At 71.4% G+C, this 19,958-nt stretch carries 23 protein-coding genes; 5 read left to right on the top strand and 18 right to left on the bottom strand.

The genetic code is table 11. The features are described from left to right. Window positions 1-116: 116 nt before the first annotated feature. Together ACIQM0_RS08625 and ACIQM0_RS08620 are read left to right on the top strand one after the other, a co-directional pair. Window positions 117-311, top strand: coding sequence for a hypothetical protein (locus tag ACIQM0_RS08625; RefSeq protein ID WP_401285104.1), 195 nt, complete (start codon window positions 117-119; stop codon window positions 309-311). Continuing rightward, window positions 308-478: a hypothetical protein gene (locus ACIQM0_RS08620; protein WP_401284720.1), complete on the top strand. Its 171-nt coding sequence runs from the start codon at window positions 308-310 to the stop codon at window positions 476-478. The genes ACIQM0_RS08625 and ACIQM0_RS08620 overlap by 4 nt, the downstream gene beginning before the upstream one ends. Window positions 479-964: 486 nt before the next feature. On the opposite strand, the gene ACIQM0_RS08615 is transcribed toward ACIQM0_RS08620, so the two are convergent. The 9 genes from ACIQM0_RS08615 to ACIQM0_RS08575 all read right to left on the bottom strand — a co-directional run bounded on the left by ACIQM0_RS08615 (window position 965) and on the right by ACIQM0_RS08575 (window position 9,074). Next, window positions 965-2,359 (bottom strand): DUF3616 domain-containing protein, encoded by a 1,395-nt coding sequence (locus tag ACIQM0_RS08615; RefSeq protein WP_401284718.1) that lies wholly within the window; start codon window positions 2,357-2,359, stop codon window positions 965-967. A 147-nt stretch (window positions 2,360-2,506) separates the two neighbouring features. After that, the gene (locus ACIQM0_RS08610; RefSeq protein WP_363021542.1) at window positions 2,507-2,845 is read right to left on the bottom strand and encodes a metal-sulfur cluster assembly factor; all 339 of its coding nucleotides are present in this window, start codon (window positions 2,843-2,845) and stop codon (window positions 2,507-2,509) included. After that, entirely contained in the window at window positions 2,842-3,297 is a 456-nt protein-coding gene (gene sufU / locus ACIQM0_RS08605; RefSeq protein WP_306052627.1) for a Fe-S cluster assembly sulfur transfer protein SufU, read from the bottom strand. Before sufU ends, ACIQM0_RS08610 begins: the two co-directional genes overlap by 4 nt. Window positions 3,298-3,317: 20 nt before the next feature. Next, a complete protein-coding gene (locus ACIQM0_RS08600) occupies window positions 3,318-4,586 on the bottom strand; it encodes a cysteine desulfurase (protein WP_363021541.1) in 1,269 nt (422 codons plus the stop codon). Then, window positions 4,583-5,347 (bottom strand): Fe-S cluster assembly ATPase SufC, encoded by a 765-nt coding sequence (gene sufC, locus ACIQM0_RS08595; RefSeq protein ID WP_363021540.1) that lies wholly within the window; start codon window positions 5,345-5,347, stop codon window positions 4,583-4,585. The genes ACIQM0_RS08600 and sufC overlap by 4 nt, the downstream gene beginning before the upstream one ends. A 7-nt stretch (window positions 5,348-5,354) precedes the next feature. Then, window positions 5,355-5,672 carry a bifunctional 3-phenylpropionate/cinnamic acid dioxygenase ferredoxin subunit gene (locus ACIQM0_RS08590; RefSeq protein WP_123469247.1) on the bottom strand — a complete coding sequence of 106 codons (318 nt, stop codon included), beginning with the start codon at window positions 5,670-5,672 and terminating at the stop codon, window positions 5,355-5,357. Further along, entirely contained in the window at window positions 5,672-6,853 is a 1,182-nt protein-coding gene (sufD, locus tag ACIQM0_RS08585; RefSeq protein ID WP_401284713.1) for a Fe-S cluster assembly protein SufD, read from the bottom strand. Before sufD ends, ACIQM0_RS08590 begins: the two co-directional genes overlap by 1 nt. Before the next feature lie 62 nt (window positions 6,854-6,915). Next, complete coding sequence (sufB, locus tag ACIQM0_RS08580) at window positions 6,916-8,337, bottom strand: Fe-S cluster assembly protein SufB (RefSeq protein WP_145762813.1); 1,422 nt, start codon at window positions 8,335-8,337, stop codon at window positions 6,916-6,918. Beyond that, a complete protein-coding gene (locus tag ACIQM0_RS08575; protein WP_401284710.1) occupies window positions 8,334-9,074 on the bottom strand; it encodes a helix-turn-helix transcriptional regulator in 741 nt (246 codons plus the stop codon). Before ACIQM0_RS08575 ends, sufB begins: the two co-directional genes overlap by 4 nt. Before the next feature lie 136 nt (window positions 9,075-9,210). On the opposite strand from ACIQM0_RS08575, the gene ACIQM0_RS08570 reads away from it, so the two are divergent. The 3 genes from ACIQM0_RS08570 to ACIQM0_RS08560 all read left to right on the top strand — a co-directional run bounded on the left by ACIQM0_RS08570 (window position 9,211) and on the right by ACIQM0_RS08560 (window position 12,001). Continuing rightward, window positions 9,211-10,158: an ABC transporter ATP-binding protein gene (locus tag ACIQM0_RS08570; protein WP_401284708.1), complete on the top strand. Its 948-nt coding sequence runs from the start codon at window positions 9,211-9,213 to the stop codon at window positions 10,156-10,158. Next, complete coding sequence (locus ACIQM0_RS08565; protein WP_401284705.1) at window positions 10,155-10,922, top strand: ABC transporter permease; 768 nt, start codon at window positions 10,155-10,157, stop codon at window positions 10,920-10,922. Before ACIQM0_RS08570 ends, ACIQM0_RS08565 begins: the two co-directional genes overlap by 4 nt. Before the next feature lie 65 nt (window positions 10,923-10,987). After that, window positions 10,988-12,001: a heme A synthase gene (locus ACIQM0_RS08560; protein WP_401284702.1), complete on the top strand. Its 1,014-nt coding sequence runs from the start codon at window positions 10,988-10,990 to the stop codon at window positions 11,999-12,001. A 22-nt stretch (window positions 12,002-12,023) separates the two neighbouring features. On the opposite strand, the gene ACIQM0_RS08555 is transcribed toward ACIQM0_RS08560, so the two are convergent. The 9 genes from ACIQM0_RS08555 to ACIQM0_RS08515 form a co-directional block, all read right to left on the bottom strand. Continuing rightward, window positions 12,024-13,040, bottom strand: coding sequence for a sugar kinase (locus ACIQM0_RS08555; protein WP_401284699.1), 1,017 nt, complete (start codon window positions 13,038-13,040; stop codon window positions 12,024-12,026). Further along, on the bottom strand, window positions 13,037-13,906 hold the full coding sequence (locus ACIQM0_RS08550) for an SMP-30/gluconolactonase/LRE family protein (RefSeq protein ID WP_401284698.1): 870 nt from the start codon (window positions 13,904-13,906) through the stop codon (window positions 13,037-13,039). The genes ACIQM0_RS08555 and ACIQM0_RS08550 overlap by 4 nt, the downstream gene beginning before the upstream one ends. Beyond that, window positions 13,903-14,544: a bifunctional 4-hydroxy-2-oxoglutarate aldolase/2-dehydro-3-deoxy-phosphogluconate aldolase gene (locus tag ACIQM0_RS08545; protein WP_401284695.1), complete on the bottom strand. Its 642-nt coding sequence runs from the start codon at window positions 14,542-14,544 to the stop codon at window positions 13,903-13,905. Before ACIQM0_RS08545 ends, ACIQM0_RS08550 begins: the two co-directional genes overlap by 4 nt. After that, window positions 14,532-15,050 (bottom strand): hypothetical protein, encoded by a 519-nt coding sequence (locus tag ACIQM0_RS08540; RefSeq protein WP_401284692.1) that lies wholly within the window; start codon window positions 15,048-15,050, stop codon window positions 14,532-14,534. Before ACIQM0_RS08540 ends, ACIQM0_RS08545 begins: the two co-directional genes overlap by 13 nt. Window positions 15,051-15,350: 300 nt before the next feature. After that, window positions 15,351-16,496: a galactonate dehydratase gene (dgoD, locus tag ACIQM0_RS08535; RefSeq protein ID WP_401284689.1), complete on the bottom strand. Its 1,146-nt coding sequence runs from the start codon at window positions 16,494-16,496 to the stop codon at window positions 15,351-15,353. Beyond that, entirely contained in the window at window positions 16,493-17,236 is a 744-nt protein-coding gene (locus ACIQM0_RS08530; protein WP_401284686.1) for a FadR/GntR family transcriptional regulator, read from the bottom strand. The genes dgoD and ACIQM0_RS08530 overlap by 4 nt, the downstream gene beginning before the upstream one ends. A 42-nt stretch (window positions 17,237-17,278) precedes the next feature. Next, complete coding sequence (locus tag ACIQM0_RS08525) at window positions 17,279-18,037, bottom strand: SDR family oxidoreductase (RefSeq protein ID WP_363021527.1); 759 nt, start codon at window positions 18,035-18,037, stop codon at window positions 17,279-17,281. A 274-nt stretch (window positions 18,038-18,311) separates the two neighbouring features. After that, window positions 18,312-18,668: a hypothetical protein gene (locus ACIQM0_RS08520; RefSeq protein WP_401284683.1), complete on the bottom strand. Its 357-nt coding sequence runs from the start codon at window positions 18,666-18,668 to the stop codon at window positions 18,312-18,314. Between the two features lie 97 nt (window positions 18,669-18,765). Then, window positions 18,766-19,719, bottom strand: coding sequence for a heme o synthase (locus tag ACIQM0_RS08515; protein ID WP_385036931.1), 954 nt, complete (start codon window positions 19,717-19,719; stop codon window positions 18,766-18,768). Window positions 19,720-19,958: the final 239 nt, after the last annotated feature.

Genomic DNA, 19,958 nt, shown 5'->3' with positions numbered 1-19,958 from the left:
GTTGAAGACCCCCTGACTCTAAGCCACGCTGAACGCCCTTGGTAGTGAAACGACTACAGAGAGGAGCGGCGGTGTCTGAGCAGCAACGCGCCCAACTCCCGTCCGCCGGGACGCTCATGGCGGACAGCAGCCGTAACGACCGCATCGGGGAGTTCCGAGGGGTCTCCGGCCCCTACTGGTCGCTGCGGCCCATCGGCGGAGGTCCCGAGTGGGAAGCCGTCCCCGAACACGTCCGCCCCGCCACCCGCGACGAGCGCCTCCGCGCCCGTACCGCGTACGAGAACGCCAGGAGCCGGGGGGAAGTGGCATGACCGACCACAGCAGCGCCGAGCCTTCCGGGACCGCCGAGTGCCGACAGTGCCAGGAGTTCGATCTGGCCGAAGCCGTGGCCCGGCGTGAGCGGGACGAGAGCCGGGCGACCGACTGCCGGGTGCTGCGCAAGCGGCACCTCGCCGCCGCGCACGGGGAGCGGTCGTGAAGCGGCGCCCGGGTGGGGAGTGCGCCGCGTGACCGGTGCGGGGTACGCGGTGGAGGTCACCGCGACGACCGGGCAGCGTGCCGTGTCGCTCGGCGGGGCCGTGGTGAGGAATCGCCGGCTCGCCCTGCGGTGGCTGCGGCGGCAGGCGCTGCGGCTCGTGGACGGGCGCGGCGCCGCGTGCGGTTCCGGGTGGTCCGGCGGAATGGACGTACGCACGGTCATCCGGCAGAGCTCCGGTGTGCGCGACGCGCTCCGGGCCTGGGGCGATGACCTCGGCCAGCAGGAGCACGCCATGGCCCGGCTGGAATCCGGGTGCCCCGACGTGTTCACCGTGGTGGACCCCGCGCTCGGCCTCCTGGTGACGCTCGCCGGGCGGCGCCTTCGGCCGGAGCGTGGCGTCGGCGGACAGCGAAACGGCCGCGCTCGCCGGGCGGACCGGCGGGCGCGGCCGTGCGGAGGGCGGACCGTGGGGTTCGCCGCTGTGGGTCAGCCGTTGACGGTGAACCAGGTGGCGCGGGACTTCTTCCACTCGTCGTGGTCGAGGTCCTTGGCCTCCGTGCCGTCCCCGTACAGATCGGCCGAGCCCGCGTCCGTGATCAGCTGGGCGCGTGCGCCGGGCGTGTTCAGGTCGGGGACGTCGACGACGGCCTCCCAGCCGCCCGGGTCGGTGGTCGGCAGATCGAGGCGCTTGACCGGTGCGTGGCCCGCGATACCGTCCCAGGAGTAGAGGGCGTACGGGTCGGAGTTGTCGTCCGCCGCCCAGGAGCCGGCCACGATCAGATACTGGTCGGCGGAGTTCTTGCGGATGTCGCGGATGCTGAGTCCGCCGAGGTCCAGCTCGATCGGGGTGCCGATCGTCGCCTTCGCTCCTGAGCCGGCCACCTTGTCGAAGTTGGTGACGGGCACGATCAGCGCCTTGCCGCCGTCCTTCGGCGGGACGAGCGGGGCACGGAAGCCGAGGTAGGCGGTGGTCGTCGAGCCGGGTGCGAACTCCAGGCCCTCGATGTTGAACCCGTCGATCTGCTTGGGCGCCTCGCCGTCCTTCGTCCCCGCCGCGAAGCCGTAGCGGTTGCCGTTCGCCTTGTCCCAGGCGACGAGGTCGTCGCGGAGCTTCTTGTACTTCCCGCCGACCGTCAGCTGGGTGGCGGCGCCGGAGCCGCTCACCGTGGTCGTGAAGACGGTGTTGCGGTCGGACTTGTACTCACCGTCCTTGTTGTTGCCGAGCGAGCCGGTCCAGTAGATCGTGTTGCCGACCCGGGCCGCGCCCTCGATGTCGATCTCCTTGGACACCCCGAGCTTCGAGGCGACGTCCCAGGTACGGACGGGCGCCCCGGAGACCGAACTGTCGTAGAGGCGCAGGGTGTTGGTCTCGTCGTCGGCGACCACCACATAGCCGCCACCGGCGTCGACGGCGGCCGAGGCGTCCGAGGAGCCGGTGAGGTAGCGCGTGTCGGCCGCGTTCCGGACGGCGGCGGACGCCGCGTAGTGCAGGGACTTGGTGGCGGTCTTGCCGCCGAGGCCGGTGACCTTGATCGTGAGGTCGGTGTAGCCGCGGGCGTGCGCGGCGACCCGGAGCTGCCGGGTGGCGCCCGCGCCGGTCACCGTCACATCGCCGGTCCCGGCGACGGAGGACGTGGAGCTGGCGGACGCCGCCACGCCGAGCGCCGACACATCGGCTCCGCTCTGCCCGACGGTGACCGTCACCACGGGGTCTGCGGTCGCGCCGACGGCGCCGGAGAGATAGCCGGCGGACAGCGTGATCGTCGGCGTTCCGTAGCTCGCGGCGTGCGCGGGTGCGCCCAGCCCCAGGGCGGCCAGCGCCAGTGCACCTCCCGCGGCGGCGACGGTCCGGCGGTGAGGGAGGACAAGCTGATGCAGCACGGTGTGCCTCTCGTCGGCGGGGTGTCGAGAATCAGGTTCTGATTCTCGCGCCAACGGCGGGCGGACGCCGGGGATACGGCGGACGAACAACGCCGAACGGCCCCCGGCTCAAGGAGCCGGGGGCCGTTCACACGCACACGGTGTCGCTCAGACGTTGAAGCCCAGCGCGCGCAGCTGCTCGCGGCCGTCGTCCGTGATCTTGTCGGGACCCCACGGCGGCATCCAGACCCAGTTGATCCGGAGCTCGTTGACGATGCCGTCGGTGGCGGACCTCGCCTGGTCCTCGATGACATCGGTCAGCGGACAGGCCGCCGACGTCAGGGTCATGTCGAGGGTGGCGATGTTCGCGTCGTCCACATGGATGCCGTAGATCAGGCCCAGGTTGACGACATCGATGCCCAGCTCGGGGTCGACGACGTCGTACAGCGCCTCGCGGACCTCCTCCTCGGAGGCCGGCTTGGTGGTCAGGGTCTCGTTGTCGCTCATGCCGTCTTCCCTTCGGACAGCGCCTTCGCCGTCGCGTCTTTCCACGCCATCCAGCTCAGCAGCGCGCATTTGACCCGGGCCGGGTACTTGGAGACGCCGGCGAACGCGACCGCGTCCTCCAGCACCTCCTCCATCGCTTCGTCCGGCTCCAGCTGTCCCTTGGACTGCATCAGTTCCAGGAACGCGGCCTGGATCTTCTGGGCCTCGCCCAGTTCCTTGCCGACCAGCAGCTCGTTCAGCACGGAGGCGCTGGCCTGGCTGATGGAGCAGCCCTGGCCCTCGTAGCTCACATCGGCGATGGTCTCGCCGTCGTACCGCACGCGCAGCGTGATCTCGTCACCGCACGTCGGATTGACGTGATGCACCTCGGCGTCGCCGTCCCGCAGGCCACGCCCGTGGGGGTGCTTGTAGTGGTCCAGGATCACTTCCTGGTACATGGAATCAAGCTTCACCAGTCAACCCTCGCCGCTGTCTAACCGAAAAAGTTCCGGACGTGTTCCAGGCCGTCCACCAGGGCGTCGACCTCGGCGGGCGTGGAGTACAGATAGAACGACGCTCGCGTCGTCGCAGGAATTCCGTACCGCAGGCAGACCGGCCGTGCGCAGTGGTGTCCGACCCGGACGGCGATGCCCTGCTCGTCGAGTACCTGACCCACGTCGTGCGGGTGGATGTCGCCGAGCGTGAAGGAGATCGCGGCCCCGCGGTCCTCGGCGGTGGCCGGACCGATGATCCTGAGGTCCGGGACCTCCAGGAGCCGCTTCACCGCGTACTCGGTGATGGCCTGCTCGTGGCGGTGGATGTTCTCCATGCCGATCGCCGAGAGGTAGTCCACGGCCGCGCCGAGGCCGACGGCCTGGGCGATCGGGGGCGTACCGGCCTCGAACTTGTGGGGCGCCGGGGCGTACGTCGACGAGTTCATCGACACGGTCTCGATCATCTCGCCGCCGCCGAGGAACGGCGGCAGGTCCTCCAGGAGCTCCTGCCGTCCCCAGAGCACACCGATGCCGGTCGGACCGACCATCTTGTGGCCGGTGAAGGCCACGAAGTCGGCCTGCAGCGCCTGCACGTCGAGCACCATGTGCGGGGCCGCCTGCGAGGCGTCGATGCAGACCAGCGCGCCGACTTCCTGGGCGCGCCGGACGATCTGCTCGACCGGGTTGATCGTGCCCATGATGTTCGAGACCAGCGTGAAGGAGACGATCTTCGTCTTCTCGGTGATGATCTCGTTGATGTGGGACAGGTCGAGCCGGCCGTCGTCGGTGATGCCGAACCACTTCAGCTTCGCGCCGGTGCGCTGCGAGAGCAGCTGCCACGGCACGATGTTGGAGTGGTGCTCCATCTCCGTGATGACGATCTCGGTCTCGTGGTCGACCCGGTAGGGCTCGTCGGCCCAGCCGAGCATGTTGGCCACGAGGTTGAGCGACTCCGAGGCGTTCTTGGTGAAGATCACCTCGTTGCGGCTGGGTGCGTTGATGAACGCGGCGACCTTGTCACGGGCGCCCTCGTACAGCGCCGTGGCCTCCTCCGCGAGCACGTGCACGCCGCGGTGGACGTTGGCGTTGTGCCGCTCGTAGTACTCGTTGAGGGCATCGAGCACCTGGCGCGGCTTCTGCGAGGTCGCCGCGTTGTCCAGGTACACGATCTTCTTGCCGTCGTGGACCGTGCGGTCCAGGATCGGGAAGTCCTTGCGGATCGCCTCGGTGTCGAGGAGGCCGGAGAGCCCCTGTCGGGCGTCAGTCACGCGGAAGCGCCGCCCTTCGTGTAGGCCTCGTAGCCCTCGTTCTCCAGCGTGTCGGCGAGCTCGGCGCCACCGGACGCGGCGATGCGGCCGTTGGCGAAGACGTGCACGAAGTCGGGCTTGATGTACTTGAGGATGCGCGTGTAGTGCGTGATCAGCAGCGTGCCGACCTCGCCGGACTCGCGGACCCGGTTGACGCCCTCGGAGACGGTCTTCAGCGCGTCGACGTCCAGACCGGAGTCCGTCTCGTCGAGGATCGCGATCTTCGGCTTGAGGAGCTCCAGCTGGAGGATCTCGTGGCGCTTCTTCTCGCCGCCGGAGAAGCCCTCGTTCACGTTGCGCTCGGCGAAGGCGGGGTCCATGTGGAGCTCGGACATCGCCTCCTTGACCTCCTTCACCCAGGTACGCAGCTTGGGGGCCTCGCCGCGGACGGCGGTGGCGGAGGTGCGCAGGAAGTTGGAGACCGAGACACCGGGGATCTCGACCGGGTACTGCATGGCGAGGAACAGACCGGCGCGGGCGCGCTCGTCGACGGTCATCTCCAGGACGTTCTCGCCGTCCAGGGTCACCGTGCCGCTGGTGATCGTGTACTTGGGGTGGCCTGCGAGGGAGTACGCGAGGGTGGACTTGCCGGACCCGTTGGGGCCCATGATGGCGTGGGTCTCGCCCTGCTTCACGGTCAGGTCGACGCCCTTGAGGATCTCCTTCGTGGCGTTGTCGGCCTCGACGGTGACGTGCAGGTCGTGGATTTCAAGCGTTGCCATGGGTGACTCAGGTCTCCTGGGTGACGGAGACGAGCACATCGTCCCCTTGGATCTTGACGGGGTATACGGGGACGGGGCGCGTCGCGGGAAGGCCGGACGGCTTGCCGGTACGCAGGTCGAAGCTCGATCCGTGCAGCCAGCACTCGATCATGCAGTCCTCGACCTCGCCCTCGGACAGCGAGACGTTCGCGTGCGAGCAGATGTCGTTGATCGCGAACACCTCGCCCTCGGTGCGGACGACGGACACCGGCGTGCCGTCGAGCTCCACCCGCTTGGGGGTGTCGTCCTCCAGCTCGCTCAGCGCACAGACTTTGACGAAGGCCATCAGACCGACGCCTTCAGCTCGGTCTCGATCTTGTCGAGGAGACGGGCTTCGACGTCCGGCAGGCCGATCTGCTGGACCAGCTCGGCGAAGAAGCCGCGCACGACGAGGCGGCGGGCCTCTTCGGCGGGGATGCCGCGGGACTGGAGGTAGAACAGCTGCTCGTCGTCGAAGCGGCCGGTCGCGGAGGCGTGGCCGGCGCCGACGATCTCGCCGGTCTCGATCTCCAGGTTCGGCACCGAGTCGACCCGCGCACCGTCGGTGAGAACCAGGTTGCGGTTCATCTCGTAGGTGTCGGTGCCCTCGGCGCTGGCCTGGATCAGGACGTCACCGATCCACACGGCGTGCGCGCCGTCGCCCTGCAGCGCGCCCTTGTAGGCCACGTTGGACTTGCAGTGCGGGGCGTTGTGGTCGACCAGGAGGCGGTGCTCCTGGTGCTGGCCCTTGTCGGTGAAGTACAGGCCGAAGAGCTCGGCCTCGCCGCCGGGGCCCGCGTAGGCGATCCGCGGGTGGATGCGGACGACGTCGCCGCCGAAGGTGACGACGATGGACTTGAACGAGGCGTCCCGGCCGACCAGCGCGTTGTGCTGGCCGACGTGGACGGCGTTCTCGTCCCAGTCCTGGACGGAGACGACGGTCAGCTTCGCACCGTCGCCCAGGACGTAGTCGACGTTGGCGGCGAGGACCGCGTCACCGGTGTGGTCGATGACGACGACGGCCTCGGCGAAGGCGCCCAGCTGGATGACCTGGTGGCCGTAGGCCACCCCGCCCTCGCCGTGCACCGTGATCCGGATCGGCTCGGTGAGCACGGCTTCCTTGTCGACGGTGACGACGGAGGCCTGCTCGAAGGACGAGTAGGCCTGGGCGGCCACCCGGTCCACCGGCGTACCGGCCTTGCCCAGCCGGGCGTCGTCGCGGCCGACGGTCTCGACCGTGACGCCCGAGGGCGCCTCGATCGCGACCTTCACACCGCTGCCGGTGGCGATGGCCGTGCCGTCGTGCAGACCGCGCAGCCGCTCCAGCGGCGTGAACCGCCACTCCTCCTCGCGGCCGTGCGGGACCGGGAAGTCCGCGACGTCGAAGGACGGGGGGGCGCTCATGCGCGTGGCGACGGTCGACTCGGCGGCCACCGCGATGGAGCCGGCGGTGGTGGAGCCCGCCGGAATGTTCTGAGCCTCAGCCATGGCTGTCGTAGTGCTCGCTTTCTCAGTCAGACAGATGTCAGGGGGATTCGGTCGTCGGCGTACTAGCCGACCGAACCCTCCATCTGCAGCTCGATCAGCCGGTTGAGCTCAAGGGCGTACTCCATCGGGAGTTCCTTCGCGATCGGCTCGACGAAGCCGCGCACGATCATCGCCATTGCCTCGAACTCGGTCATGCCGCGGCTCATCAGGTAGAAGAGCTGGTCCTCGGAGACCTTGGAGACGGTCGCCTCGTGCCCCATCGACACGTCGTCCTCGCGGACGTCGACGTAGGGGTAGGTGTCGGAGCGCGAGATCGTGTCGACCAGCAGCGCGTCACAGAGCACGTTGGACTTCGCGCCCGGCGCGCCCTCGCCGATCTCGATCAGACCGCGGTAGGAGGTGCGGCCGCCGCCTCGTGCCACCGACTTGGAGACGATGTTGGACGAGGTGTTCGGGGCCATGTGGACCATCTTGGCGCCGGCGTCCTGGTGCTGGCCCTCGCCCGCGAAGGCGATGGACAGGGTCTCGCCCTTGGCGTGCTCGCCCATCAGGTAGATGGCCGGGTACTTCATGGTGACCTTGGAGCCGATGTTGCCGTCGACCCACTCCATGGTCGCGCCCTCGTAGGCGACGGCGCGCTTGGTCACCAGGTTGTAGACGTTGTTCGACCAGTTCTGGATCGTCGTGTAGCGGCAGCGGCCGCCCTTCTTCACGATGATCTCGACGACCGCGGAGTGCAGCGAGTCCGAGGAGTAGATCGGCGCGGTGCAGCCCTCGACGTAGTGGACGTAGGCGTCCTCGTCGACGATGATCAGCGTCCGCTCGAACTGGCCCATGTTCTCCGTGTTGATACGGAAGTAGGCCTGGAGCGGGATCTCGACGTGCACGCCCTTCGGCACGTAGATGAACGAGCCACCGGACCACACGGCCGTGTTCAGCGAGGCGAACTTGTTGTCACCGACGGGGATGACGGTGCCGAAGTACTCCTTGAAGAGCTCCGGGTGCTCCTTCAGCGCGGTGTCGGTGTCCATGAAGATGACACCCTGCGCCTCCAGCTCCTCGTTGATCTGGTGGTAGACGACCTCGGACTCGTACTGCGCGGCGACACCGGCGACGAGGCGCTGCTTCTCCGCCTCCGGGATACCGAGCTTGTCGTACGTGTTCTTGATGTCCTCGGGCAGGTCCTCCCAGGACTCCGCCTGCTTCTCCGTCGAGCGCACGAAGTACTTGATGTTGTCGAAGTCGATGCCCGACAGGTCGGAGCCCCAGTTCGGCATGGGCTTCTTGCCGAAGAGCTTGAGGCCCTTGAGCCGCAGCTTCAGCATCCACTCGGGCTCGTTCTTCTTGTCCGAGATGTCGCGGACGACAGCCTCGGAGAGGCCGCGCTTGGCCGCCGCGCCTGCCGCGTCGGAGTCGGCCCAGCCGAATTCGTACGTGCCCAGGCCATCGAGCTCAGGGTGGGCAGTCTCCGTAGGGAGCGTCATGCGGGGTTCCTCCCGGACTTGCTTGTGGATGCTGATTCAGTGGTCTGTGAGGTGGGGTGACCGCTGCGCGGGATGTAGGTCGTGCACACCCCGTCGCCGTGGGCGATGGTGGCGAGACGCTGCACATGCGTCCCCAGGAGGCTGGAGAAGAACTCCGTCTCCGCCTCGCACAGCTGTGGGTACTGCTCGGCGACGTGTGCGACCGGGCAGTGGTGCTGGCACAGCTGCTCGCCCTGCTGCGGGCCCGGCGCGCTACGCGCCGTAGCAGCGTACCCGTCGGCGGACAAGGCCTTGGCCAAGGCCTCCGTACGGGTCTCGGGGTCCGCGGCGTCGATCGCCGCGCGGTAGGCCGCCGACTGGTCGGCGACCCTGGCACGGGCGAACGCCATGACCGCGTCGTCGCCCGCGGTCTCGGCGATCCAGCGCAGGGCGTCCGCGGCGAGCGCGTCGTAGGACTGGTCGAAGGCGTCCCGGCCGCAGTCGGTCAGGGCGAACACCTTGGCCGGGCGGCCACGGGTCCGCGTCCCGTACACCCGCTGCTCGCGGGCCTCCACGACATCGTCGGAGACGAGGGCGTCGAGCTGTCGGCGGACGGCGGCCTGGGTGAGCCCCAGGCGCTTCGCGAGATCGGCGGCGGTGGACGGGCCGTGGTCCAGGACGGAGCGCGCGATCCGGTTGCGCGTCGAGCGCTCACCGGTCGCGAGTTCCTCCTGCGGAGCCTCGCCAACGTATTTCACAACGCCATTGTTGCGTAATTCATCCGGCCCTGACAACCACGGTCCGGAACGATCTCCCGTGGAATCAATCACTTAGGGTTACCTAATCAAGCCCCGGAACGGGGGCCCGGACGGCGGCTGCCTAGACTTACCACCCATGAAGAGCGAGCCCGCCCCACCCCCGTCCGGCCCGGCTGTCCAGGTCCGTGGCCTGGTGAAGCGGTACGGCGACCGGACCGCGGTGGACGGCCTCGACCTGTGCGTGGGCGCCGGTGCGGTCACCGCGGTCCTCGGCCCCAACGGCGCCGGGAAGACCACCACGATCGAGACCTGCGAGGGATACCGCCGTCCGGATGAGGGGACGGTCCGGGTCCTCGGTCTCGACCCCGTCACCGACGCGGCGCGGCTGCGCCCACGGATCGGCGTGATGCTCCAGTCCGGCGGCGTCTACTCCGGCGCACGCGCCGACGAGATGCTCCGCCACACGGCGAAACTCCACGCCCACCCACTGGACGTGGACGCCCTGATCGAGCGCCTGGGCCTGGGCGGCTGCGGCCGCACCGCATACCGGCGGCTCTCCGGCGGACAGCAGCAGCGGCTCGCCCTCGCGATGGCCGTCGTCGGCCGCCCCGAGCTGGTCTTCCTCGACGAGCCGACCGCGGGCCTCGACCCGCAGGCCCGCCGCTCCACCTGGGACCTCGTACGGGAGCTGCGCGCCGACGGCGTGTCCGTCGTGCTCACCACCCACTTCATGGACGAGGCCGAGGAGCTCGCCGACGACGTCGCGATCATCGACGCGGGCCGGCTCATCGCCCAGGGCAGCCCGGAGACGCTCTGCCGCGGCGGCGCGGAGAACACCCTGCGCTTCACCGGCCGCCCCGGTCTCGATCTCGGCTCCCTGCTGAAGGCACTGCCCGACGGTTCGGAGGCGGTCGAGCTCAGCACCGGCGCGTACCGCATCACCGGCCAGATCGACCCGCAGCTGCTGGCCACCGTCACCTCCTGGTGCGCGCAGAACGGCGTGATGCCCTCCGGCATCTCCGTCGAGCGCCACACCCTGGAGGACGTCTTCCTGGAACTGACCGGCAAGGAGCTGCGCGCATGAGCGCCGGTACGTACACCCCCCGGCCGGGCGCGGCCCCGCTGCCCCGCATGATCGCCGCGCAGACCGCGCTGGAGACGCGGATGCTGCTGCGCAACGGCGAGCAGCTGCTGCTGACGGTGGTCATCCCGACCCTGCTGCTGGTCCTGTTCAGCGCGGTCGACATCGTGGACACCGGCTCGGGCGCGTCGGTCGACTTCCTGACCCCCGGCATCCTCGCGCTCGCCGTGATGTCCACGGCGTTCACCGGCCAGGCCATCGCCACCGGCTTCGAGCGGCGCTACGGGGTGCTCAAGCGGCTCGGCGCGTCCCCGCTGCCCCGCTGGGCGCTGATGACCGCCAAGACGCTGGCCGTGCTGGTCACCGAGGTGCTCCAGGTGGTGCTGCTCACGGTGATCGCCTTCGCGCTGGGCTGGTCGCCGCACGGCAACCCGTTCGCCGTCCTGCTGCTGCTCGTCCTCGGCACCGCCGCGTTCTCCGGGCTCGGCCTGCTGATGGCCGGGACGCTGAAGGCGGAGGCGACCCTCGCCGCGGCCAACCTGGTCTTCCTGCTGCTGCTCGTCGGCGGCGGGGTCATCGTGCCGCTGGACAAGTTCCCGGAAGCCGTCCAGTCGGTGCTGGGGCTGCTGCCGATCGCGGCCCTGTCCGACGGCCTGCGCGACGTCCTCCAGCACGGTGCGGCGATGCCGTGGGGCGACCTCGGCATCCTGGCCGTCTGGGCGGTGCTGGGCCTCGGCGCGGCGGCGCGCTTCTTCCGCTGGGAGTGACCCCGGACACGCGACAGGTCACGGTTCGTCCCCCTCGTGAAAGCTTGCACAAGCGGCCGCCTACGATGGTCCCCGTGCCCAAGCTGACCCGAGCCGAAGTCGCTCAAGCCGTACGGAACCCGCTTCAGTACATCGCCGAACGCTGGACGCCGTCCCCCCGGACAGTGCGCCGCGCGGCCATGTCGGCCGTCGTGATGGCCGTCGCCATCGTCGTCACCGGCGGTGCGGTGCGGCTGACCGGTTCCGGTCTCGGCTGCCCCACCTGGCCCAAGTGCACCGACGAGAGCCTCACCGCGACGAGCGCGATGGGCTTCCACGGCGTCATCGAGTTCGGCAACCGGATGCTGACGTACGTCCTGTGCGCGGCGGTCGGGTGGGCGATCATCGCCGCCCGGTCGGCGAAGCCGTGGCGGCGCGGCGTCACCCGGCTCGGCTGGGCGCAGTTCTGGGTGGTCATGGGCAACGCCGTCCTCGGCGGCGTCGTGGTCCTGGTCGGCCTCAACCCGTACACCGTCGCGGCGCACTTCCTGCTCTCCACCGCGCTCCTCACGATCGCCCTGCTGACCTGGCACCGCATCGGGGAGGGCGACACCGCGCCCCGTCCGCTGGTCGGCAAGGCGGTCTCGCAGCTGACCTGGCTGCTGGTGGTGGCGGCCGGGCTGCTGATCGCGGTCGGCACCGTGGTCACCGGCGCGGGCCGGCACGCCGGGGACTCCAGCGACGTCCACCGCATCCCGATCGACTGGAGGATGATCGCGCAGCTGCACGCCGATCTCGCCTGGGTCGTGGTGGCGCTGACCGTCGCGCTCTGGTTCGTCCTGAAGGCCGTCGACGCGCCCGTCGGCCCGCTGCACCGCGCCCGGGACCTCTTCCTGATCCTGATGGCGCAGGGCGTGATCGGGTACGTCCAGTACTTCACGGACACGCCGGAGATCCTCGTCGGGCTGCACATGTTCGGCTCGTGCCTGGTGTGGATCGGAGTGCTGCGCGTCCTGCTGTCGCAGCGCGAGCGGCCGGTGGACGTGGCCGAGGTGCCCGGCCCGGCGGCCGAGCAGCCGGAGCCCGCCGCGGCGGGCTGAGCTCCGGCCACGCCCCCGGTCGCTACCCGTTGACCGAGCACGACACGTGGCGTCCCTCCCCTTCCGCGTCCCCCGCGTCCAGCAGCGCGGCCAGCCGGGCCGGCTCCGGCAGCGGGCCGTGGTCGCCGGTCACCCGCAGTGCGGCGCCGGCGGTGAGATGGCCGAGGCGCAGCGCCCGTACGGTGTCCTCGCCGCGCAGCAGTCCGGCGAGGAACCCGGCGGCGAACGCGTCGCCGGCGCCCACCGGTTCGACGACCGCGACCCGGGGCGCGGGCACGGTGTGCGTCCGGTCGCCGTCGAAGGCGGTGGCGGCCCGCCCGCCGTCCTTGACGACGAGGACGCGCGGCTGGGGCAGCAGCGCGCGCACGGCGGCCGCGTCGGTCAGCCCGGCACCCCACAGGGCCTGCGCCTCGTCGAGGCCGACGAAGGTGATGTCCGCCTGCCGGGCGAGGCCGAGCAGCACGTCGGGCGCCGTACCGTCCGGCCAGAGGGCGGGGCGGTGGTTGACGTCGAAGCTGACCGGGCGGGGCCGTTCGGCGGCGGGGACCTCCAGCAGCGCGGCGACCAGGGCGTGGCAGTCCGGGGAGAGCGCCGGGGTGATGCCGCTGAGGTGCACGAGCCCGGCGGTGCGTACCGCGTCGTCGTTCAGCACGTCCGCCGTCAGGGCGGAGGCCGCCGAGCCGCGGCGGTAGTAGTGGACCCGGGTGGAGTCCGTGCCGGGGTCCTTGACGAGGAGTCCGGTCGGGCGGTGCGGGTCGGTGCGGACCCCGCTGACATCGACCCCGGCCGCGGCCACCTCGTTCAGGATCCGGCGGCCGAAGGGGTCGTCGCCGAGCGCGGAGACCCAGCGGGCGGGCACCCCGTGGTCGGCGAGGTACACCGCCACGTTGGACTCGGCGCCCGCGATGCGTACGCCGAGCCGGGCGGCCCCCTCCAGCGGGGCGACGGGGTCCGGGACCAGCGCGGCCATCGTCTCCCCGACGCAGGCCACCGGGGGGCGGGCGGGCCGTCCGGCCCAGGCACGGATCGCGGCGGTCATACGGAACTCCCCTGCCGGTAGGCGGCGGTGGGCAGGCCCGGAACATCGACCCGTACGGAGAACACCGCGCCGTCCAGCGGACCGGGCGCGGTGAGTCCGTGCCGGGCGCTGGTGACGTACAGGGTGTCGCCGTCGAGGCAGAGCCCGGCGGGCTGGACGGCGGGGAACCGGATCTGCCGGTCGGGGGTGCCGTCGGCGCGGAAGCGGTGGGCGGTTCCGGTGCCCCAGACCGCGGTCCACAGGCCGCCCTCGGCGTCGACCGCCATGCCGTCCGGGCTGCCCCGGTCGAACGCGGCGAAGGTGTCGGGCGCCCCCAGCAGCCCGCTGTCCGGGTCCACGGGGTAGCGGCGGATGACGCCCTTCGCGCTGTCCGCGAGGTACATCGCACCGCCGTCCGCCGTGAACGCCGGGCCGTTGGGCACCGTGAGCCCGTCCAGCACCCGGTCCACCGTGCCGTCGTGGCCGACCCGGTAGAGGGAGCCGGCGCCCTCCGCGGCGTCGCACGCCATGCTGCCCGCCCAGAACCGGCCCCGCGGATCGGCGGTGGCGTCGTTCATCCGCATCGCGGGGGCGGCCCCGTCCTCGGGCCGGGCCAGCCACCGCGGGACGCCGTCCGGGGCGATCAGGCAGATGCCGGTGCCGGCGGCCGCGATCCAGTGGCCGGGGCGCCCGTGGACGGGGGCGACCGCGCCCAGCGGTTCGTCGAGCCGGATCAGCGGGACGAGCGGGGCGGTGCGGTCGGCGGGGCCGGTCAGCAGCCGGCCGGTCAGGATGTCGACGAGGACGATGCGGCCGTCGACCGCCCGGATGCCCTCGCCGAGCCCGAGCCGGTCCGGCCACAGCGCGGCCGGTGCGCCGGCGCTCATCGCCCGGTGCCCGACGGGACGCGTACCGCGGCGAGGAAGGCGCGGATGCGCTCGCGCAGCGCGTCGGTGCCGCCGCCGTCGGCGGCGTCGCCGATCAGCGGGGAGCCGACGCCCACCGCGGTGGCGCCCCGGGCGAGGTAGTCGCGGGCCGCTTCGGCGTCCACTCCCCCGACCGGGACGAACGGCGCGTCCGGGAACGGCCCGCGCAGCGCCGACAGATAGCCGGGGCCGCCGGCCTGCGCGGCGGGGAAGAGCTTGTACGCGTCGGCGCCGAGCCGTTGCGCGGCGACGATGTCGCTCGGGGTCATCACTCCGGCCAGTACGGGCAGCCCGATGCGCCTGGCCTCTGTGACGCCCTCGCAGACGGCCGGGGTGACGACGAAGTCGGCTCCCGCGTCGCGTACCGCCTGCGCGTCCTGGGCGGTCAGCACGGTGCCGGCGCCGAGCGGTGCGGCCGGGCCGAGGGCGGCGCGGGCCCGGCGGATGACACCGAGTGCGTCCTGTCCGCTGAGGGAGACCTCGATGAGCGGGAGTCCCTCCTCGGCCAGGGTGAGTACGGTCCTGAGTGCGGCGTCCGCGTCGGCGCCGCGCACGATGGCGACGATCCGGTGGGTGCGCAGCGCGGTCAGCAGCTCCACGTACGGGTTCCCTTCTGATTGTTCGGTACGTCTGTCATGGTGTGCGCCGTCACGGTGAGACGCCAGCGGACCACGCCGCCGGCCGGGACGACGGCGGCGTCGCCCTCCCCGGCGGCCGCGAGGCCGAAGACCCGGCCGAGCACCGGTTCGACGCCGACCGAGGGGTACGGGCCGTGCTCGGGGAAGCCGCCGAGGTTGCGCCACAGCGCGACGGACACCGGCTGGTCCCCGGCCTCGACGGCCTGCCGCAGCACGGCCGTTCCGTCGTGGACGGACACCTGCCGGGTGTCGACGACCGCGCCGACGGCCGTCCCGTCGTCCGGGCCGATCCGGTCGAGGCCCGAGGGCCAGGCGCAGGGGGTCCACCGGTCGCCGCCGTCCGGGTAGGGGCGGACGGGGGCGCCGTCCGCGATCCCGGTGCGGGCGCCCGGTGCGAGGTCCAGCAGGGCGTGGGCGGCCCACAGGAAGCGGTAGCCGGGTTCCGCGGTGAGCCGGTAGCCGGCCATAGCGCGGTCCCCGTCGGCGTGGACGCGCCGCTGATCCGGAAGTCGGGGCAGTCGGCGGACTCGGTGCCGTCGGCCGCCCGTTGCCAGGGCCTGGACCAGGCGTCGCCGTGGTCGGGGGTGCCGCGTACCGTCGGCACGCACTCCTCCAGACCGCCGGCGTCGGCGAAGGCGTCGCCGGGACGGACGCCGGGGCGGCGCGGCTCCGCCCGGTGCCGGAGCCATTCGCGGCCGGCCGCCCGCGGCGAGGTCCACCGGCCGCCGTGCGCGGGGTCGGTCTCGATCCGCAGCCGGCCGGGGCGCTCACCATTCGGCGAACGATCCGTCGTCGTGCCGCCACACCGGGTTGCGCCAGGCGTGTCCGGAGCGGCTCGCCGCGCGGACTGCGTTCTCGTCGACGGTGATGCCGAGCCCCGGCCGGTCGGTGCGCCGGGCGTGGCCGGCGTCGAAGCGGTACGGCTCGGTGTCCACGACGTAACTCAGCAGGTCGGCGTCCTTGTTGTAGTGGATGCCCCGGCTCTGCTCCTGGATGAGGAAGTTCGGGGTGGCGAACGCGATCTGGAGGCTGGCCGCGAGCGCGATGGGGCCCAGCGGGCAGTGCGGGGCGAGCTGCACCCCGAAGGTGTCGGCGAGCGAGCCGATGCGGTGGACCTCCGAGATGCCGCCGGCGTGCGAGAGGTCCGGCTGGGCGACCGCGATCCCGGCCGTCAGCGCGGGCAGGAACTCGGCGCGCCCGTAGAGCCGTTCGCCGGTGGCGATGGGGACGGAGGTGGCGGCGGTGAGGGCGGGCAGCAGATGTCCCTGCTCGGGGAGGAGGGGTTCCTCCACGAACAGCGGGTGCAGTGCCTCGATGGCGTGCAGTACCCGGCGGGCCCCGGCCGGTCCGAATCTGCCGTGCATGTCGATGGCGACGTCGCGGCCGGGGCCGAGCACGTCGCGGACGGCGGCGACCCGTTCGACGACGGCGGCGGTCTCTGCGGGGGTGGTCAGCGGTGAGGTGCGGCCGGCCGCGTTCATCTTGACGGCGGTGAAGCCGGCCTCGACCTGGGCGGTGACCTCCTCCGCGAGGCGGGCGGGTTCGTCGCCGCCGACCCAGGCGTAGACCCGGACCCGGTCGCGGACGGGGCCGCCGAGCAGGGCGTGGACGGGGGCTCCGTACACCTTCCCGGCGATGTCCCACAGCGCCTGGTCGATTCCGGCGACGGCGCTGGAGAGCACCGGGCCGCCCCGGTAGAAGCCGCCCTTGCTGAGGACCTGCCAGTGGTCCTGGATGCGCAGCGGGTCCCGGCCGACGAGGTATTCGGCGAGGACGCCGACGGCGGCCCTGACCACTTCGGCGCGGCCCTCGACGACGGGTTCGCCCCAGCCGACGACGCCCTCGTCGGTCTCGATCCGGCAGAACAGCCAGCGCGGCGGGACGAGGAAGGTCTCGATACGGGTGATCTTCACCGGTTCACGGTCCCCTCTTCGGTGCCTTCGCCGGTGCCGTGCACCCGGTCGAGGTCGCGTACGGCCTGGTCGAGCAGGGCCCGCATGGCGTGCTCCGCGGCGGCCGGGTCCCGGTCGCGGACGGCGTCCAGGACGGCTCGGTGGCTCGGGACCGGGTCCTCGCCGTGCTGGGAGCTGTGCACGATCTCGTCGCGGTGGGCGAGGCCGGACTCGATGACCATCTCCATGCGTTCCAGCAGTTCGTTGTGGGTGGCCGCGAGGAGGGCGCGGTGGAAGGCGAGGTCCGCCTCGACCGCGTGGGCGGGGCCGCCCTCCTGCTCGCCCATCGCGGTGATCGCGGCTTCGAGGACGGCCAGGTCCGCGTCGGTCCGGCGGCCGGCGGCCAGCCGGGCCGCGGCCGGTTCGACGATGCCGCGGACCTCGCCGAGGTTGCGCAGGAGTGCCGGGTCGGTGCCCGGCTCGGTGCCGCCGGCGAACTGCCAGCGCAGTACGTCCGCGTCGAGCAGGTTCCAGTCCGCGCGGGCCCTGACGAAGGTGCCGCGCTTCTGGCGGGCGTCCACGATCCCCTTGGCCGCGAGGACCTTCAGGGACTCGCGCAGGGCGGTCAGGCTGACGTCGAGCTCGCTCTGGAGCGCCACGAGGTCGAGTGTCGCCCCTTCGGGGATCTCGCCGCTCAGGACCCGGCGCGCGAGAGTCTCCACGGTCTGGCCGTGCACTCCGCGGCGCGCGTACGGCGTCATGTCTGTGGTGCCTTTCTGTAGTGCGACGGGGGACGGTGGCGGTCAGGCCGAGGCCTTGACGACGGACCAGCCGCCGTCCACGAGCAGGCTCGATCCGGTGATGTAGGACGCTTCGTCGGCGGCGAGGAAGGCGATGGCCGCGGCCGCCTCCTCGGGGGTGCCGAACCGGCCCGCGGCGGTCTCGGCGACGCTCTTGCGGCGGTCCTCCTCCCCGACCCGGTCCCAGGCGCCGGTCAGGATGGGACCCGGCAGTACGGCGTTGACCCGCACCTCGGGCCCGTACTCCACCGCGAGCTGTCCGCACAGCGAGAGCAGCGCGCCCTTGGACGCGGCGTACGCGGGGTGTCCGGGGATGCCCTTGTGGGCGTGGACCGAGGAGGTCAGCACGGCGGCGCCGCGCTGTGCGCGCAGGTCGGGCAGGACCGCCCGGAAGCCGAGGAAGGTGCCGGTGAGGTTGACCGCGAGCTGCCGCTCCCAGGAGGCGAGGGTCATCTCGTGGGCGGGGGTGACGTCGACCGTGTAGGCGTTGCTCACCAGGACGCCGACGGGGCCGAAGGTGTGCGCGGCGGCCACGGCGCGCTGCCAGTCGCCCTCCTCGGAGACGTCCGTGCGGACGAAGCGGGCCCGGCCGCCCCGGGCGCGGATGCCTCTCGCGACGCTCTCGCCGGGGCCTTCCGCGATGTCCGCGAGGATCACCGCGGCGCCCTCCGCGGCGAGCCGTTCGGCGGTGGCCGCGCCGATGCCCGAGGCGGCTCCGGTGACCACGGCCACCTTGTCGGCGAAGCGGGGGTTTCCGTTCATCGTGCGGGTCGGCTCCTCGGTTTCAGCGGTGCTGTCGTGACTCCAGTGACGAGGTGCCGGCGCGGGCGCAACCGCCGGGCCCGGACGGAGATCACGGGGCGGCGCCTCGGACAGGACTGTGACGGCTCACCCGACTCCCCGTCAAGATTAATTACTAATTAAGTGAAACTTGGGTCACGGGTGGGCGGACACGGAAACGGCGGAGGCCGGTCGGACCGGTGTCCGACCGGCCTCCGCCGTGGTGTCTGTTCGGCCTGCGCGGCCCGCTCGCCCCTCAGCCCTTGTCGGCAGGGCCGCCGACCTGGATGCCGGCCATCCGCGTCCACTCGTACGGACCCGTGCGCACCTTGGCGGCGAACTCGCCGTCGAAGGACTCGTGCATCGTGATCCCGGACTTCCGCGCGGCGCTCTCGGCGACCGCGTACGAGGGGGCGACCAGATCGCCCCAGCCGCCGTCCTCGCCGACGAGGACGATGCGGGTGCCCGACTCCCCGATGTAGGCGAGCTGCCCCTCGGCGCCGCCGTGCGCCTTCGCGAAGGCGCCGATCCGCTTGGCGAGCCGCGCCGCCCTGCGCTCCGCGCGCGCCGCCTGCTTGCCGTCCACCTGCTGGGTCTCAGCCGTCTCTGCCATGGACAGGATGCTACCGACGGGTAGCTGAACTGGCGACGGGCGGGGCGCGTGGCGTGGGCCACGCACCCCGCCCGTCGGCGGAGGCAGAAGGAGCGGACTACCTCAGGAAGGGGTCCACCGCGACGGCGACGAACAGCAGCGACACATAGGTGATCGACCAATGGAACAGCCGCATCTCCTTGAGCTTCGCCCCGGCCGCGCCGGCCTTGGCCCGGCTCTGCAGGCCGTGCGCCTCCCAGAGCCAGAAGCCGCCGGTGAGCAGGGCCACCACCGTGTAGAACCAGCCGGTGTAACCCAGCGGGGTCAGCAGCAGCGAGACGATGACCATGACCCAGCTGTAGAGCACGATCTGGCGGGCGACCACCCGGTTGGTGGCAACGACCGGAAGCATCGGGACACCGACCCGCGCGTAGTCGTCCTTCACCTTCATGGAGAGCGGCCAGTAGTGCGGCGGCGTCCAGAAGAAGATGACGGCGAAGAGGATCACCGCGGCCCAGGACACCGAGTTCGTCACGGCCGACCAGCCGATGAGGACCGGCATGCAGCCCGCGATACCGCCCCAGACGATGTTCTGCGAGGTGCGGCGCTTCAGCAGCATCGTGTACACGACGACGTAGAAGAGCAGGGCGCCGAGCGACAGTGCCGCCGACAGCCAGTTCACCAGCAGACCGAACCAGACGGTCGAGATCACCGCGAGGCCGATACCGAAGGCCAGGCACTCGCGCGGGCTCACCATGCCGGTGACCAGCGGTCGCTGCGACGTACGGTCCATCAACGCGTCGATGTCGCGGTCGATGTACATGTTCAATGCATTGGCACCGCCGGCGGACAGGTAGCCGCCGATGGTGGTAGTGAGCACGAGCCACAGGTCGGGTACACCCTGAGCGGCCAGGAACATCACTGGAACAGTGGTGATCAGCAACAGCTCGATGATCCGAGGCTTGGTCAGTGCCACGAATGCCTTGACACGGGCCCCGAATGGGCGATGGCCCCCTGGGCTCGGAGTCAAGGCGACCCCTGCGGGTCGGGACTCGACGGCCGTCACGCACACCCCTGACAGAGAAATCCCAGCAAGCTCCGGGCGTGAAGGCCCAGTAAAGACTTGCGCGAACCAGTCCACTGTAGACGTTGGGGACATGCCGATCTTCGCGGGGGTGGGGTCGTGTTGATGTGGCGTGGAGAGCCGTTGCGGCACCTGCGCGGAGGGCTTGGCTCATCCGGGTGACACGCCGGGATTCCCGGGCCTGCGGAGGACCCGCCCAAGGGCGCGTCGGCGCACCTCAGGAGTGG

It is taken from the genome of Streptomyces sp. NPDC091387, from assembly GCF_044756945.1.
Taxonomy (GTDB): Bacteria; Actinomycetota; Actinomycetes; order Streptomycetales; family Streptomycetaceae; genus Streptomyces.
Note: the sequence above shows the minus strand (reverse complement) of the source record. Positions and strands in the feature narration are given on the sequence as shown.